Annotated in this window: 13 protein-coding genes; 5 read left to right on the top strand and 8 right to left on the bottom strand. The window is 61.9% G+C overall.

Features of this window, described 5'->3' with window-relative positions; genetic code table 11:
- Positions 1 to 2,388: a 5-methyltetrahydropteroyltriglutamate--homocysteine S-methyltransferase gene (metE, locus tag H2O65_RS07885; RefSeq protein WP_182141182.1), complete on the bottom strand. Its 2,388-nt coding sequence runs from the start codon at positions 2,386 to 2,388 to the stop codon at positions 1 to 3.
- Positions 2,385 to 3,311 (bottom strand): methylenetetrahydrofolate reductase, encoded by a 927-nt coding sequence (locus tag H2O65_RS07890; RefSeq protein WP_259349497.1) that lies wholly within the window; start codon positions 3,309 to 3,311, stop codon positions 2,385 to 2,387. Before H2O65_RS07890 ends, metE begins: the two co-directional genes overlap by 4 nt.
- 466 nt (positions 3,312 to 3,777) lie before the next feature.
- Between H2O65_RS07890 and H2O65_RS07895 the strand changes: the two genes are divergently transcribed.
- The 4 genes from H2O65_RS07895 (at position 3,778) to H2O65_RS07910 (ending at position 7,986) form a co-directional block, all read left to right on the top strand.
- Positions 3,778 to 4,686: an ABC transporter ATP-binding protein gene (locus tag H2O65_RS07895; RefSeq protein WP_182141184.1), complete on the top strand. Its 909-nt coding sequence runs from the start codon at positions 3,778 to 3,780 to the stop codon at positions 4,684 to 4,686.
- Between the two features lie 71 nt (positions 4,687 to 4,757).
- Positions 4,758 to 5,639 carry an ABC transporter permease gene (locus H2O65_RS07900; protein ID WP_182141185.1) on the top strand — a complete coding sequence of 294 codons (882 nt, stop codon included), beginning with the start codon at positions 4,758 to 4,760 and terminating at the stop codon, positions 5,637 to 5,639.
- 2 nt (positions 5,640 to 5,641) lie between these two features.
- Positions 5,642 to 7,168 (top strand): sensor histidine kinase, encoded by a 1,527-nt coding sequence (locus H2O65_RS07905; RefSeq protein ID WP_259349615.1) that lies wholly within the window; start codon positions 5,642 to 5,644, stop codon positions 7,166 to 7,168.
- Positions 7,165 to 7,986 carry a response regulator transcription factor gene (locus H2O65_RS07910; protein WP_220458737.1) on the top strand — a complete coding sequence of 274 codons (822 nt, stop codon included), beginning with the start codon at positions 7,165 to 7,167 and terminating at the stop codon, positions 7,984 to 7,986. Before H2O65_RS07905 ends, H2O65_RS07910 begins: the two co-directional genes overlap by 4 nt.
- Positions 7,987 to 8,017: 31 nt before the next feature.
- On the opposite strand, the gene H2O65_RS07915 is transcribed toward H2O65_RS07910, so the two are convergent.
- Complete coding sequence (locus H2O65_RS07915; protein ID WP_182141187.1) at positions 8,018 to 9,043, bottom strand: NAD(P)H-dependent glycerol-3-phosphate dehydrogenase; 1,026 nt, start codon at positions 9,041 to 9,043, stop codon at positions 8,018 to 8,020.
- A gap of 71 nt (positions 9,044 to 9,114) precedes the next feature.
- On the opposite strand from H2O65_RS07915, the gene H2O65_RS07920 reads away from it, so the two are divergent.
- Positions 9,115 to 9,801, top strand: coding sequence for a hypothetical protein (locus H2O65_RS07920; RefSeq protein WP_182141188.1), 687 nt, complete (start codon positions 9,115 to 9,117; stop codon positions 9,799 to 9,801).
- Between the two features lie 523 nt (positions 9,802 to 10,324).
- Here H2O65_RS07920 and H2O65_RS07925 read toward each other — a convergent pair.
- The 5 genes from H2O65_RS07925 to leuC form a co-directional block, all read right to left on the bottom strand.
- Positions 10,325 to 11,167 (bottom strand): 1-acyl-sn-glycerol-3-phosphate acyltransferase, encoded by an 843-nt coding sequence (locus H2O65_RS07925; RefSeq protein WP_182141189.1) that lies wholly within the window; start codon positions 11,165 to 11,167, stop codon positions 10,325 to 10,327.
- Positions 11,168 to 11,179: 12 nt separating this feature from the next.
- Complete coding sequence (locus H2O65_RS07930; protein ID WP_182141190.1) at positions 11,180 to 12,130, bottom strand: diacylglycerol kinase family protein; 951 nt, start codon at positions 12,128 to 12,130, stop codon at positions 11,180 to 11,182.
- Positions 12,127 to 13,518: a UDP-N-acetylglucosamine 1-carboxyvinyltransferase gene (murA, locus tag H2O65_RS07935; RefSeq protein ID WP_259349498.1), complete on the bottom strand. Its 1,392-nt coding sequence runs from the start codon at positions 13,516 to 13,518 to the stop codon at positions 12,127 to 12,129. Before murA ends, H2O65_RS07930 begins: the two co-directional genes overlap by 4 nt.
- 83 nt (positions 13,519 to 13,601) lie before the next feature.
- Positions 13,602 to 14,198, bottom strand: a complete 597-nt coding sequence (gene leuD / locus H2O65_RS07940; protein ID WP_182141191.1) for a 3-isopropylmalate dehydratase small subunit — start codon at positions 14,196 to 14,198, stop codon at positions 13,602 to 13,604.
- A 2-nt stretch (positions 14,199 to 14,200) separates the two neighbouring features.
- Entirely contained in the window at positions 14,201 to 15,685 is a 1,485-nt protein-coding gene (gene leuC / locus H2O65_RS07945) for a 3-isopropylmalate dehydratase large subunit (RefSeq protein WP_182141192.1), read from the bottom strand.
- Positions 15,686 to 15,791: the final 106 nt, after the last annotated feature.

A 15,791-nucleotide genomic window follows, 5' to 3' on the forward strand; every position in this document is an offset into this window, starting at 1 on the left:
TTATGCCCCCTCGGGTGCGAGTTCTGCGCGCACCGTCTTCGCTGCTTCAACCAGGTTCTTCAAAGCGGCCTCAGTTTCGGCATAGCCGCGGGTTTTCAACCCGCAATCCGGGTTTGCCCACAGCAGCCCTGCGGGGACCGCTGCGGCTGCGGCGCGGAGAAGATCAGCCAGCTCCTGGGCGCTTGGGACACGCGGCGAATGGATATCCCACACTCCCGGACCCAACCCGCGAATGAGGTCGTCGGTGTCGACGTCCTCAAGCAACTCCATCCGGGAACGCGCGGCCTCAATCGAGGTAACATCCGCATTCAGGCCGAGGATTGCCTCAAGGACCTGACCAAACTCTGAATAGCACAGGTGGGTGTGAATCTGAGTGGCAGTATCCACGTTCGAGGTCGCCAGGCGGAATGCCGTCACCGACTGGTCTAGGTAGTCCTGGTGCTTGGAAGAGTCGAGGGGAAGCAGTTCACGAAGGGCCGGTTCGTCAACCTGGATGATGTGGATTCCAGCGGCTTCGAGGTCTCTCACCTCATCCTGTAGCGCCAGGCCAATCTGCGCCGCAACCTCACCGAAGGGTAGGTCTTCGCGAGGGAACGACCAGGCGATCATGGTGGTTGGACCAGTGAGCATTCCCTTCACCGGCTTGTCTGTCAAAGACGCAGCGTATGTCGTCCAGCCAACCGTCATCGGCTCGGGGCGGGTCACATCACCCCAGAGGATCGACGGCCTCGTACAACGCGTGCCGTAAGACTGCACCCAGCCGTTAGTGGTTGCCGCATACCCGTCAAGTTGCTCGGCGAAGTACTGCACCATGTCGTTGCGTTCGGCTTCGCCATGAACGAGGACGTCCAGGCCCAGATCCTCCTGCAGACGGATAACGGAGGCGATTTCGGCCTCCATTGCCTCCCGGTACTGCTCTGCCGTGAGGTCGCCCCGCACGTGAGCGGCCCGGGCCCGACGGATTTCTGGCGTCTGGGGGAAGGAACCAATCGTCGTTGTCGGCAGGGGTGGCAGGTTGAGGACCTCGGCCTGCGCGGCCCGGCGGGCTTCTGAATCCTCACGCTCGGTGTCTGCGGGGGTGACGTTGGCGGTGCGTTGCCGCACCTCAGGGCGGATCACGCCTTCATATGCCGCGCGTGACGTGATGGCCCGGTCGGATGCCACTAGCCTGTCCTCCACCGCGATCCAGCCTTGCGTCAGGCCCTTACCTAGCAAGACAACCTCTTCGACTTTCTGGTCGGCAAACGACAGCCAACTGTGCAATGCACCGTCGAGGGCGGGATCGTCCCACTGCTCCGCCGAGGTCGTGATCGGGACGTGCTGCAGCGAGGTTGCGGTGGCGGCTGAAAGGTTGGTGATCCCTGCCTGTTGCAGTGCTTCCAGCGTTTGAGCTGCTTTCCGCAGGTCAGCGCGCCAGATATTGCGCCCTTCCACGACTCCGGCCACGACTGTCTTGGTTGTCAGAGCTGTGGTGAGTTCCGCATCGGGCGCTGGGCTACGACGCAGATCCAGGTGGATTGCTTCGACGTCGGTGTCCGCAAGTGCCTTTGCGGCGGCGCTTCCGTCGCCGTAGGGAAGCGCAACCAAGATCTGCGGTCGCTCCGAGCTTCGAGAGAGCTCACTCCACACCGCCTTGGCAGCACTGATCAGTTCGGCGCGGGGCGCGTCTAAGTTGTCAGAGGTCAGCGCAGGTTCATCGAACTGGATCCATTCGGCGCCGGCCTCGGCAAATGCACTCAGAACGGTGCGGTAGGCCGCCGTGACCCTGTCGATTAATTCCAGGGGATGCCAGTCGCCGGGTGCGTCCTCGTCCGCTTTCGAAAGGGCGAGGAAGGTGACCGGCCCGACCAGAGTGGGACGAACCAGATAGCCGTTGTCCCGAGCACGTTCGAACTCGGCGACCTTACTGACGTCCTCGAACTCAAACTGAGAAGACGGCGAGAGTTCGGGAACCAGGTAGTGGTAGTTGGTGTCGAACCATTTTGTCATTTCGAGGGCGGGCAGCGTATCGGTGCCACGGGCGAGGGCGAAGTAGCGCTCCAAACCGTCGAGTCCGCGGTAGCGCTGCGGGATCGCGCCTAGTGCGACGGCCGTGTCGAGGACCTGGTCGTAGAGGGAAAAGGACTCTGGGATGGCGTATCCGCCCTTGTCCAGCCCCAGCTCCGCGAGTCGGGCGTAGGTGGCGTCACGCAGATCCGTTGTGGCGGCCAGGAGGTCTTCGTCGGAAAGCTCATTCCTCCAGTATTTCTCCGTGGCGCGCTTCAACTCGCGATCCGCTCCGATCCGCGGGTAGCCAATGATTGTTGCGTTTGGGAAAGAGGTGGTCACGGTAAGCCTTCCGTTTGATGGGCTGGTTTCAGGGGTGGATTGTGGGTGTTGCTTGGTCATATCAGTTCCTTTGAAGGAAGCGAAAGTGAGGTTTCGTGTGAGTCAGAGAGGTCAAGATCACGCACCAGGTCGAGGGCGGGTCCGGCCTGGTTGAAGGTGAAGACGTGTAGGCCGGGCGAACCGGCCTCGAGCACTTCCCTGGCGATCTTGCGGCCCAGGGCAGTGCCAACTTCCCGTGCTTCTTCTGCGTTCGAGGTCGCATCCAGCGGGTCCAGCAGCCACGACGGGGCGGCAACCCCGGTGAGTTCCTGCATCCGTCGCACCCGCCTGGGGTCCGTTGGCGGCAGGATCCCGGCAACGATGGGGATGGTGACGCCCCTTCGACGCGCGAGCTCGAGGAATAACTCGTAGCATCCGGGATTCCAGAACAACTGGGTAACCGCGAAGGATGCTCCGGCGTTCTGTTTCGCTAGGAGGCGGTCCGCCTCTTGTTCCGGAGTTGTTCCCGCTGCTGGATTGCCGCCAGGGAATGTTGCCACGGCAATCGTCAGCGGTTTGAATGCAGAGCGCAGGGCGAAACCCGGGTCGACTGCGATGCGCTCGGCCTCGACCTGCCTCATGAGGGCGACGAGGTCGGTGGCCTGCTCAAGGTCACCCGGCGCGGGTATCCACCCTTCGGCGCCTCGGGGAGGGTCACCACGAAGCGCCATGAAAGAGCGAACACCCAGGTCCAGGTAGCGTTCCACAACGGAGCGCACCTCGGCTCTGGGGGAGGCGACGCAGGTCAGATGCGCGATGGGCTGAACCGGGGTCTCCCGGACCAGCTGCTCAACAACCGTACAGGCTCCATCGCGGTCCGTGCCGCCTGCGCCGTATGTTACTGAAATGAAATTTGGTCTGCTTGCTAGGAGCTGGTCGACGTTAGACCAGAACCTGGTGATGAGGTCGGGTCGTCTGGGTGGAAGCACCTCAAACGAAACCATGTGTGATGGTCGAAAATGCGGATTCATATCCCTATGTCCAATGCCAGATAGTGCGGGGCACTCTGTCTAGAACACAGCTTCTCGAAGGGGATACCTCAGGTTGGCACCGGAGGTTGGTTGAAACCTGGAGGTCACCTAGTTACTGGGAGGCCAGTTGCAACCTGGAGGTCTGCTTATCCCGGGAGGCGAAAAAGTGCGGTTAGTCGTCTCTACTTCGAGAAGCCGTTGCACATTCGAACCATGGCCATAACAACTTCGTCCCGGCTGCAGATAGCAGCGGGAGCGGTTGTGGCGCAGTCCAGGTTCTTGTTCACGAGGAAAACCTAACACCACTTCCCGGATTCCGCAGGAATCATCCCACAGGCTGACACCTTCGGCACCTGAGGCTGACGCGCCAGCCGGGGGCGCCCTCGTACTTTTACTACATGGGGTCACGGAGGCCCACAAGACCGACAAAAGGAACATCATGATCGAGGCAACACACCTCACGAAGACGTACGGCAAGAAAACGGCGGTATCAGACGTCAGCTTTTCACTGGCGCCCGGCCAGGTCACTGGCTTTCTGGGTCCAAATGGCGCCGGCAAATCAACGACTATGCGCCTACTTATGGGACTCGACCGCCCTACCAGCGGATCTATCACCGTAATGGGTAAACCCTACGTTGAGCACCGCAACCCACTGTGTGTTGTCGGAGCCTTGCTGGATGCGAAAGGTGTTCATCCGGGACGCACCGCACGCAGTCACCTGCGGGCCCTCGCAGCCACGCACAGCATCAGTGAAGCACGTGTCAACCAGGTACTTGAACTCACCGGACTGGAGTCGGTTGCGAACAAGAGGGTCGGTGGGTTCTCGCTGGGGATGGGGCAGCGACTCGGCATAGCTGCAGCCCTACTCGGCGACCCGCAAGTGCTTGTGTTGGATGAGCCGGTCAACGGCCTCGACCCCGACGGCGTTCTTTGGGTCCGCAACTTCGTGCGGTCTTTTGCGGCCGAGGGCGGTACGGTGCTGCTCTCCAGCCACCTCATGAGCGAAATGGCTCAGACCGCGGACCACGTCATCGTGCTTGGACGCGGAGCGGTGATCGCTGATGCTCCGATTGGCGACCTTATCGCCACTGGCAAGGGGCAACGGACCGTCCGCGTCACATCACCAGACTCGCTCAGGCTCGGCGAACTCCTTCGCGCGCAAGGGGCACACACGACCCAACTGAAGGGCGGCAACGAGCTCCTCATTCACGGAGTGCCTGCGGAACGTATCGGTGAGATCGCGGCAGCAAACGCCCTCGTCCTGCACTCTCTCTCTACAGACTCGGCCTCCCTCGAAGACGCCTACCTCGAACTAACCCACGGAGAGATCGAGTACGTCGCGGCGTAACGCCGTGACCGACCGACCTGCTCATCACCGACTTTCGCCTTTTGCCTACTGCTCCCCGAGGAGAACAAATCATGACTACCGCAACCGCCACCGCGGCCAACACGCTGGCCCCCACCGTTCACAGCCCAACCAGAGCAAGGCAGACGGAAGGGCATCTCACCTTCGCAGGCATTCTTCGCAGTGAGTGGATCAAGCTGGCATCCTTGCGCTCGATCCGCTGGTCAATCATCACCATGCTCCTTGTTAGCGCGGCTGGCGCAGCGCTCATGAGTTTCGCGATGGTGGACACGGGGTCCGTCGATGCCGACACGCTGCCAACACTGCTCGCTCAGTCTGCGACCTTCGGGAGTAACATCACCGTCCTCATCATGGGTGTAATCGGGGTTTTGGCCGCCACAAGTGAGTACTCCAGCGGAATGATCCTCAGTACGTTGTCCGCTACGCCGCGCCGCGGCTTGCTGCTTACTGCCAAGGCACTGGTCGTCGCTGGCATTGCATTCGTCGTGGGCGGGCTCTCCACCCTTGGTGGCGGTGTCATTGCCGCACTCTTCATGGGCGGGGACGCGTTCGGTGTCCTTGTTTCACCTGCCGTGCTCGCTTCGATGCTGGGCACAACAATCTACCTGACACTCGCTACCCTCCTTTCGCTCGGCATTGGCGTGATATTCCGTTCCGGTGCTGGCGCAATCTCCGTGGTGGTGCTGCTACTGTTCGTCTCAACCCTTGTGTTCCAGATTCTCAGCGTCACCGGCTGGGCCTGGGTACCGGAGGCGGCACAGTGGTTGCCAGCCGACCTCGGATACGAAATGTCATCCAGCCCCCTCCTACCGGCTGATGCCCCCACTGAGATCGTCGGCGTGGGATACTGGGCGGCGTTGGGCGGCCTAGTCGCCTGGGCTGGCGCAGCACTGGTGCCAGCAGCGATTCTGCTCAAGACAAGAGACGCTGTGTGAACATGAACGTGACAGGCACCCCGGTCGGTGTGGACACCGCCACGAACTCTGAGCTTGACTCGGAGCTGCGGCTTCCGCGCCCACCCGGGGTGCTTCGCCGTTGGATCGCAGCACACCCCAGAGCGGTCGACTGGATAATTGTCGCCACATACCTCCTGGCCTGTGCGCTTGCGATTATGTTCGCACTTACGGTGAGTCGTTTTGCTGGCGAGTTCGCCGCCATCGACCCCGAAGCCCAAGCCGAGGTCGCGGGGGTTGCTTCTTTTCTTGAGTGGCCGTGGGCAATGGTGGTCATCCTCATTATCGTCGTCACTGCCGTGGCACTGCTGTACCGGCGTCGATTCCCGCTGGTCGGCCTGGTAGTCGTTGCGCTCCTGCTCTTCCTTGAGCAAGGAACACTGACCGTCCCCAACTCAATGGCACTGGTAGTGCTCCTCTACGCTGTGCCTCTCTACCGCGGACTAGCGCAAGGGTGGGTCGGCTACGCGATTGTCGTGGCGGTCAACACGGCGCAGATCTTCCTCTCTGGCAACACTTCCACTGCCGTCATCGGCCCAAGCGTGACGATCTTCGCCGCCGATGGCCAGTACCTTCAAGACAGCAACTTCATACTCTCCACCATCAATGCACTTTGGCTCCTGGCCGTCCTCATGATCTCGATCAACCTCAGCAACCGCAGACGCTACGTGGGCGCACTCATCGAACGGGCCCACCAACTGGAGCGCGAACGCGAGCAACAGGCCGCACTGGCCGCCGCCGCCGAACGGTCGCGGATCGCACGCGAAATGCACGACATTGTTGCCCACTCCCTTTCCGTCGTCGTTACGTTGAGTGAGGCGGCCTCGGTGACGGTTGAGTCCCAACCAGAAGCGGCGAAGAACGCTATGGAACGCGCGGCGGAAACCGGCCGTACCGCCCTCGTCGAGATGCGTAGGCTGCTTGGCGTGTTGGGCGAGGGGGACGGAAAGACGACTGGCAGCAAACCCGCTGCAGATCGAGGTCCGGGCGAAGTTGCGAAGACCGCAGAGGCAAGCAGCGCTCCGAGAAACCCCCAACCGGGCATGGCGGAGCTCTACGGGCTGATCGATGGATTCCGTCAGGCCGGGCTGGAGGTTACCGTGGCCGAGACCGGAGTCTCCGCTGGCGATGCGAGCCAGCAGCTCGCGGTGTTCCGGATCATCCAGGAGGGGCTCACAAACACCCTGCGCTATGCGGGTCGAGGTGCTCGGACACATTTGACGCTTCACCATTCGCCGGAGGAAACCTCCGTCGAGGTGCTTGACCACGGACCTGCCCATAGAGCGGGGGAAGCAGATCAAGGTGGCGGCGCCGCGACGTCCACCTTGGCTCGGCCCATCCCGGGGAGCGGACGGGGCCTTACTGGCGCGGCACAGCGCGCAAAGATCTTTGGCGGTTCGTTCGAGGCCGGGCCTCACGGAACCGGCTGGCGCCTGGTGGCAACGGTGCCAGCCGCGGCACCCGCAGAGGACCATCACGGCATCCCGGAGGAAAGGAGTGAGCAGCAGTGAGAAGCAACCGAGACCACGATGACTCAACAGTTGAAGATCTCAGCGGCGAAGGCTGGCGCGATGACGATGTGATCCGCGTCCTCCTTGTCGACGATCAGGAACTCATCCGCACGGGGTTCGCCCTCATACTTTCTACGTCAGGCGCTGGCGGCGGCCCAAGCGTCGAGGTTGTGGGGGAAGCAGGCGACGGGGTCCAAGCGCTCAGAGTCATGCAGAGGCTCGCAGAGCAGGACCGCCTGCCCAATGTCGTGCTGATGGACGTACGCATGCCGGGCATGGATGGCATCGAAGCTACGCGGCTAATAGTCAGGGACTATCCCGACTCACGCGTCCTCGTCCTCACCACCTTTGACCTCGACGAATACGCGCTTGCTGCCATCGAGGCGGGAGCCGGCGGGTTCCTCTTGAAGGATGCAAGGGCACCGGAGTTGGTCGCCGCAGTTCGCTCCGTTGCCGAGGGCGACGCCGTCATGGCAGCCAGCCTGACACGGCGGCTCATCTCTAGACTGCGCGACGGTGCGGAGCCCATAGGGAACCCGCAGGGACCTAATCCGAATGGCTCCGGTCGCGCAACCGCCGACGTCAGGGACGGTGCTCGTAGCACCGAGGATGCTGCCGCTATCCTTGAACGTCTCACCGACAGGGAACGAGACGTATTCGCCCTCATCGCCGAGGGTCTCACGAACGCTGAGATCGGCGACCGCTTGTTTTTGTCGGTGTCGACGGTGAAGACACACGTTGGAAGAGTGCTGACCAAGCTGGAACTGCGCGACCGAGTTCACGCCGTGATCCTGGCGTACGAGGCCGGAGTGCGCTGACCTGCAGATAGGCGCCCCCAGTTAGGAGCCCCTAATCCAGCAGTTCTATCTCCCAGCCGTCCATCTTCTGGGGCCGGCCCAGCAACATCTCTCCCATTTGTGCGACGGTCGCACGGCCCTCAATCACCTCGACAACGCCGCGCGTGATCGGCATATCAACGTCGTGATCACCGGCCAGCGCCAGCATCGGCGGAGCCGTTTTGTACCCTTCCGCGATGCCCGGTGACAGCGCCAACGCCTCCTCAAGGGTCATGCCCTTGCCGAGGCGGAACCCCAGCGAGTAGTTGCGTGACAGCCTTGACGAACATGTCGCCACAAGGTCGCCAACACCGGCCAAGCCCGCAAATGTGGAGGCTCGCGCACCGAGAGCAACACCCAAGCGAGTCATCTCTGCCAAACCACGCGTAATCAGGGTGGCACGCGTGTTAGCTCCGAGCCCCATCCCTTCAGAGGCTCCAATGGCGAGGGCGATGACATTCTTTGCTGCCCCCGCGACCTCGACCCCGGTCAGGTCTGTCGACACGTACGGACGGAAGTATTCGTTGTGGCAGGCCCGGGCGATCTGCTTGGCTGTTTCTACGTCTTCACTTGCCACGACGGCTGCAGTGGGCTGACGCATGGCGATTTCCATGGACAGGTTGGGTCCGGAAATTGCGACGATTTGCGACGGCGGCAAGTTGCCTGCGGCTGCAATCAGCTGCGAAACCGTGCGCATCGTGCCGGGCTCAATACCCTTCGATAGCGACACAAAGGGAGCCTCGGGAGCATGGGCAACTGCAGCCTCAACGACTTCCCCAGTGACACCCACGGGAACCGCTAGGACCACTGCCGAAGCTCCGGTTACAGCCGACTTGAGATCCGTGGTTGCAGTGATTCTGCTAGAGAGCTCAACACCCGGCAGGTACGCCGAGTTCTCCCCAGAGTTCACCATTTCCACGATCGTCCCACGGCGCCCCCACATGCGAACCTCTAGGCCCGCATCAGCCAGTACCTGTGAAAAAGTGGTACCCCAAGAGCCTGTCCCGAGCACTGCTATATGACTATTTGTCTGTCCCACGCCGGACCCCCAAAATTGACTGGTACTTGCAACTACGGCCTTAAGCTAAGGGTAGCTCCTAAGGAGGAATCATGCCGCACACCACAGTTCGAAATGTCTCGCTTCCCCGGTTTGCGGGAGTTTGCGCAGCCACGCTTCTCACGCTGGGAGCGCTTGCTGGCTGCTCGCCCTCGACTCCAACGACTGACGACGAGGGCGAACAGTCACAGTCCCAGCCCCAATCCGTCGTGCCGCCGCAATCCTCTGACCCAGGCGACCAGTCGGGCGGGGATGGCGACTCAGAGGCACTGCCCGATGAGGACGAGGCCGCGGGCGTGGACACCTCAACCTGGGCCCTAACTTCAACTGCGGAACCGACAACAACCGGTGAAGATGGCGTCATCGTCACCGGGCTCCGAGTCGCAGCACATGAGGGCTTCGAAAGGGTGGTTGTTGACTTGGGTGGACCAGGTGCTGGATGGCAGGCCCGCTACGTTGATACCCCGACCGGCCAGGGCAAAGGTGACCCCATCGAGATTGCCGGCAATGCCTTCTTGCAAGTGGATGTCACAGGGGTGTCGATTCCGGTCACGGATGCAGACTACGCGGCCTACTACGAGGGCGGACAGCAGGTATCTGGAAACTCCGTGCACGCAATCTACGAGTCAACGTTTGAAGGCCGAGCCCAGTTCATCATCGGCGTTGACAGTGTCGAACCGTTCTACATCTTCGCCCTCGACAACCCAAGCCGCATCGTCATTGACATAGCAACTAAGTAGCGTGTGGGGCGCCCGCGGCCTGCCTTACGCCTGCCGGCGCCCCATGCCTGCCGGCGCCCTCCAATACGACTTCCGACGCCCCGCAGCTGTGCTGGTTTCCCAATGCCACAGTCTGAAACGTGCACTGAGGAAGCCGATGCGCACCTGTGCGTGGACCCCTGACAAATTTCAGCACCCAGCATGCGCACTTCGGGAAATTCGTCGGAACACGCTGCTAAGCAGCTACCCGTCGAGCCACGCAAATCCCAAGGTCGCCGAACACAACACCCTCAAACCCCAAGGTCGCCGAACACAACATGGGTCGCCGCTGTTCCAGCGAATTGTCGGCGACCTATGCCGACATCGGCGACCTTGCTGGGCCCCCACGCAGACATCGGCGACCTTGCCGGGCCCTCCCCGCGAGATCGCTTAACTTCGCCACATTACTCTGTTATTTTACCCTCGGCTGGCTGAGTTAAGCGATCTCGCGGAATGGGGTCGAACGGGGTGGGATGGGGTCGAACGGGGTAAAACGGGGCTGGTGCTACGCCCGGTCGAACGACGGCCGGGCCGCCAAAATATCCTGCCTACGACTCGCCCTCGCCAAAGAGCGCCTCCACTTCGACAGCGAAGTCAGCTCATCCTTCGACGGCCCGCCCTCAAGCTTTTGGTCCCACGGCTCCCGAGGACCAGTTTCTCCACGAAGCGCCTCGCTCCCCTCACCAAGGGCGCGCTGCAGGCGCGCGGTGAGCTCCCGAACGCCCTCGTGGTTCGAAGAATCCCCTTCAATATCCGAGTAGTCGATCGGCGGCAACACGCGGACAAACAGACCCGGCCGCCTCCGGTTGAGCGACAACCCAACATAGCGATCCATAATGTCCTGCGCGCCCCACTGCACAACCGGGACCACCGGCACCCTGGTATCCAGCGCGAGGCGTGCCAGGCCAGTCTTGCCCTTCATCGGCCAAAACCCAGGGTCCCGTGTCAGAGTCCCCTCGAAGTAGATGCCCACCACATCGCCCTTGACCAGCGCTTCATGGGCGTACTTCAGGGCGTCGCCCGCTTGGTCCGAGCCGCGCAGCACCGGGATCATCCCCCACCAACGCAGGAACGGCCCCACCACCGGCACCTTGAACAGCGAATGCTTGGCAAGGAAGCGCACTTCAAAGCCGTTGTCTCCCAGAAAGTAGCCCATTAAGACCGGGTCGAAGTTAGACATGTGGTTCGGTGCCAGGATGAAGGGACCCGTGGACGGGAGGTTCTCAAGTCCGTCCCATCGAGGTCGAGAAAGCAGGTGCACCACCGGGGTGAGGATCCTGTAGCCCAGCCAGTACATGCCGTGCAGGTTTCCCCGGTGGGTCCGTACCTGGGTCGGGTTCTTGACCATCTGCTCTCCTGACTACTTCTCTGTGCGAATGTCGACAGTGCGCTCCACCTGCTGCCCAGGCGCCACCACCGTGAGCGCGTCCGGAATGACACGCATCGAAAGCGGCAGATGCCCGACCACGTCCCCATCCGCAAGCGCCCGCAGCCCTACCGGCCGCATCATCTCAATCTTCCGCCCCATTTTCACAGTGATCATCGGGTGATCAATTTGCCGCGCCACCAGTGCGCGCCCCAAAAGCGGAAGCGCGCGCAGCCTCGACATCTTCTCTACGTTGATGATCTCCAGTGTCCCATCGTCAGCCCTCGACTGCGGGAGAATATTGACCCCGCCCCCAAACCAGCCGGTATTCGACACAGAAGTAAGCCACCCGCCGAGTTCGGTGGCTCGCCCGTCGATGCGTGCTTCAATAGGCCAGGGCTTGAATCCTCCGGCGAATCCGACGACGGCGCCCCACGCGTAGGCCAACGGCCCAGAACGGAGCCAAGAGTGGTTGCCCACCCAGTTAGCTGTCGCATCGATACCTAAGGAGATGATTCCGAGGGCGGTTTTGGTCCCCTCCGCACTGGTGACCTCAACGGCGTCCAGCGGACCCGTCCACCGATCCATGGTTGCGCGGTCGGCTTCAGCGAGCTGTTGTGCCCATGCCACCGGATCGACACCGATCCCCAAATAGCGGCACAAATCGTTACCTCGTCCTCCAGGAAATGGGACGAGGACGCCTTCGTGTCCCACCCGCCCCGTCGCTGCGCTAGCGAGGTAGCCGTCGCCACCGAGGGCGCCAATGTAGTAGTCCGAGCACGTCCGAGAGAGCTCTTCAACGTCGCTCGCAGTGGACGTAACACTCACGTGTACTTCCCAGCCACCGGCTCGCAACGCAGCAACGACGTCGCGTCCCAGCCTCAATGCTCGCCCTCGAGCAGAAACAGATGACACCAATAGTGTCATCGAACGGGGCGGCCTCACACGTATTCCACTCTTGCGTGGAGTTTGAGGAGCTTAGCCATGAAGTGCTCGTAGCCGCGGGAAATGACGTCGATCCCGGAGACGTGAGAAACCCCGTCGGCCGCGAGTGCCGCAATGAGGTGGCTGAATCCGCCGCGCAGGTCCGGCACCGTAATGTCGGCCCCGTGCAGGGGTGTGGGACCGGAAATAACCGCGGAGTGAGAGAAGTTGCGCGCACCAAACCGACACGGCGCCGAGCCAACGCATTCGGTGTAAACCTGAATGTTCGCACCCATTTGACGAAGGGCCGACACAAAACCAAAGCGGTTCTCATAAACCGTCTCGTGAACGATCGATAGGCCCTCCGCCTGGGTCAGCGCCACGACCAGCGGCTGCTGCCAGTCCGTCATAAAGCCGGGGTGAACATTGGTTTCGAGGACGATCGAGCGGAGCGGGCCGCCCGGGTGGTAAAATCGGATGCCGTCCTCTTCCACGTCGAATGCACCTCCAACCTTGCGGAAGGTATTGAGGAAGGTGCTCATGTCTGGCTGGTGCGCTCCGCGAACGAAGACGTCACCCCTGGTCGCAAGGGCTGCAGCCCCCCACGATGCCGCCTCGATCCGGTCGGGTAGCGCGGTGTGGGAGTAACCATCTAGGCGGTCAACGCCCTCGATGCGGATAGTACGGTCCGTATCCACGGAGATGATTGCGCCCATCTTCTGGAGGACGTTGATCAGATCCATGATTTCTGGCTCAATGGCCGCACCCGTCAGGGTGGTAATGCCCTGAGCCTGAACTGCTGTCAGCAGGGTTTGCTCGGTCGCTCCGACCGAGGGGTAAGGCAGGTCGATCCGGGTGCCAACCAAGCCGCCCTCGGGCGCTCGCAACCGTATGCCGTCTGCTTCTTTGACGACCTCTGCACCAAATCTGCGCAGGGTCTCGAGGTGGAAGTCAATGGGGCGATCCCCAATGACGCATCCGCCGAGCTCCGGAATAAAGGCCTCACCCAGACGGTGCAGCAGCGGTCCGCAGAAGAGAATGGGGATGCGCGACGAACCTGAAAGGGCATCAATCTCTGTCGCACTTGCCGCATCAATGTTTGACGGATCCAGGTTGATCACGCCCTCGTCCTCGTCAAAGATGACGTCGACTCCGTGGGCTTCAAGCATCTCCTTCACCACGTCAACGTCGCGGATCAGGGGCACATTGCGCAGTTGGGAGGGCGTGTGCCCCAGAAGGGCCGCAACCATCGCTTTGGGTACAAAGTTCTTGGCACCCCGAACCGAGATGGTCCCATAAAGTGGTCGTCCACCTTCTACGCGGAGCACATTATTGCTCGCTGCTGGGGTGTGGATTCCGAGAGCCGATTCCGTCTGCTGCAAAGGTAACTCCCTGCTCATGATCGTCATTGAAGCGAGCTTACCCCGGCCACCCCGAACACCCGGTTGATCCTCCGCACACTTCACGGAGTTTTCACCCCGCGCGCAACCCCCTATTGACCTGCAAGCGTCTTCGGCTTCCAAGTGGGACGCTGGGCCTCAAACTCAGTGATGGCGTCCTCGGACCGCAACGTCAACCCGATGTCGTCAAGGCCCTCCATGAGGCGCCACCGCGTGTAGTCATCGACCTCGAACGGGTATGTGGCGCCACCACCCGTGACCGTCATGTCTTCGAGCGAAACGGTCAGTTCCGCGCCCGGCTCAGTTTCCAAGTACTTCCACAGCGCCTCGCAGTCCTCCTGTGAAATCACCCCTGCGACAAGCCCCTGCTTCCCCGAGTTGGAACGGAAAATATCCCCGAACTTGGGTGCGAGGACGACACGGAAACCGTAGTCCTTGAGCGCCCACACCGCGTGCTCACGCGATGAGCCCGTGCCGAAGTCGGGGCCCGCCACCAGCACTGATCCTTTGGCGTAAGCAGGGTCGTTGAGGACGAAGGTTGGGTCTTTACGCCACGCTGCGAACAGCGCGTCATCGAATCCAGTGCGAGTGATGCGCTTCAAGTAAACAGCGGGAATAATCTGGTCGGTATCGACATTGGAGCGGCGCATCGGGACGCCGACGCCGGTGTGAGAGGTGAACTTCTCCATGGCTACTTTGCCTCTACTTTCGCGCTCTGTGCAGTTGCGCCGCTCGACCGATACTCGGAACCAAGTCCCACCCCGGCGGGGAGGTCGTCGAGGTCGGCCGGGCTTGACAGTGTGCCGCGAATAGCGGTCGCCGCCGCAACCAAAGGGGAAACAAGGTGGGTGCGGGCGTCGCGCCCCTGGCGTCCCTCATAGTTGCGGTTCGAGGTCGATGCGCTGCGCTGGCCCGGTTGCAACTGGTCGGGGTTCATCCCCAGGCACATCGAGCAGCCTGCACTTCGCCACTCTGCGCCGAAGTCGAGGAAGACTTTGTCCAGTCCTTCGGCCTCGGCCTGCAGCTTGACCTTCTGCGAGCCTGGCACCACCAGCATCTCCAGCGTGTCGGCCTTCTTCTTGCCCTTAAGGACCGCCGCAGCCATACGTAGATCCTCAATGCGGGCGTTGGTGCAGGACCCCAGGAAGACCACGTCAACCGGGATATCGCGCATCTTCGTGCCGGGAGCCAGATCCATGTAGGCCAGGGCACGCTGCGCTGTGGCGCGGTCAATGGGGTCCTGGAACGAATCGGGGTCAGGAACTTCGCCGGACAGCGGTACACCCTGACCGGGGTTCGTCCCCCAGGTGACGAACGGTTCGATGTCGGCGGCGTCGAGGACGACCTCGGCATCAAACGTAGCGTCCTCGTCCGAAGCCAGCTGCTTCCAGTACTCGACAGCCGCATCCCAGTCCGCGCCCGTGGGTGCGCTGGGGCGACCCTTGATGAACTCAAACGTGGTTTCATCCGGGGCGATCATGCCTGCCCGCGCCCCGGCCTCGATCGACATGTTGCAAATCGTCATGCGGGCTTCCATGGAGAGCTCGCGAATGGCCTGCCCGCGGTATTCGAGGACGTACCCCTGGCCCCCTCCGGTGCCGATCTTGGCGATGATTGCCAGGATGATGTCCTTGGAAGTGACACCGGGTTTCAGTGAGCCGTTGACGGTGATCGCCATGGTTTTGAAGGGCATGACGGGAAGTGTTTGGGTGGCGAGGACGTGTTCGACCTCGGACGTGCCGATCCCGAACGCCAAGGCACCAAACGCGCCGTGGGTGGAAGTGTGGGAGTCGCCGCAGACGATGGTGGCGCCCGGTTGCGTCAGTCCCAGCTGAGGGCCGACGACGTGGACGATACCCTGCTCAACGTCACCCAGGGAGTGCAGTCGCACCCCGAACTCCTCAGCATTCTGACGCAGCGTGTCAATCTGTAGTCGCGAAGTCAGGTCGGCGATGGGCAGGAAGATGTCCTTGGTTGGGGTGTTGTGATCTTCGGTGGCGATCGTCAGGTCGGGGCGCCGCACGGGACGCCCGGCAAGGCGCAGGCCTTCAAAAGCCTGCGGGCTTGTCACCTCATGAACGAAGTGCAAGTCCACGTAAAGCAGGTCGGGCGCCGCGCCCTCACCCTTCTTTACGATGTGTGCCTCACGCACCTTTTCGGCCATAGTCTTGGCCATGCGAATCCACTCCTTGAAAACCCATCGAGGCCGTGCCGGCTGCGGCTGCTCCTGTGTCGACCACGCCTGTGTCAGCTGCGCGGGTGTTTAGGGGCGGGTTGTGCTT

It is taken from the genome of Schaalia sp. JY-X169 (assembly GCF_014069575.1).
Taxonomy (GTDB): Bacteria; Actinomycetota; Actinomycetes; order Actinomycetales; family Actinomycetaceae; genus Scrofimicrobium.

Coding starts and splice junctions, on each gene's coding strand:
- murA (WP_259349498.1), bottom strand. CDS start 13,518: ATGACGATCATGAGCAGGGAGTTACCTTTGCAGCAGACGGAATCGGCT.
- metE (WP_182141182.1), bottom strand. CDS start 2,388: ATGACCAAGCAACACCCACAATCCACCCCTGAAACCAGCCCATCAAAC.
- leuD (WP_182141191.1), bottom strand. CDS start 14,198: ATGGAGAAGTTCACCTCTCACACCGGCGTCGGCGTCCCGATGCGCCGC.
- H2O65_RS07925 (WP_182141189.1), bottom strand. CDS start 11,167: ATGGTCAAGAACCCGACCCAGGTACGGACCCACCGGGGAAACCTGCAC.
- H2O65_RS07900 (WP_182141185.1), top strand. CDS start 4,758: ATGACTACCGCAACCGCCACCGCGGCCAACACGCTGGCCCCCACCGTT.
- H2O65_RS07905 (WP_259349615.1), top strand. CDS start 5,642: ATGAACGTGACAGGCACCCCGGTCGGTGTGGACACCGCCACGAACTCT.
- H2O65_RS07920 (WP_182141188.1), top strand. CDS start 9,115: ATGCCGCACACCACAGTTCGAAATGTCTCGCTTCCCCGGTTTGCGGGA.
- H2O65_RS07890 (WP_259349497.1), bottom strand. CDS start 3,311: ATGGTTTCGTTTGAGGTGCTTCCACCCAGACGACCCGACCTCATCACC.
- H2O65_RS07895 (WP_182141184.1), top strand. CDS start 3,778: ATGATCGAGGCAACACACCTCACGAAGACGTACGGCAAGAAAACGGCG.
- leuC (WP_182141192.1), bottom strand. CDS start 15,685: ATGGCCAAGACTATGGCCGAAAAGGTGCGTGAGGCACACATCGTAAAG.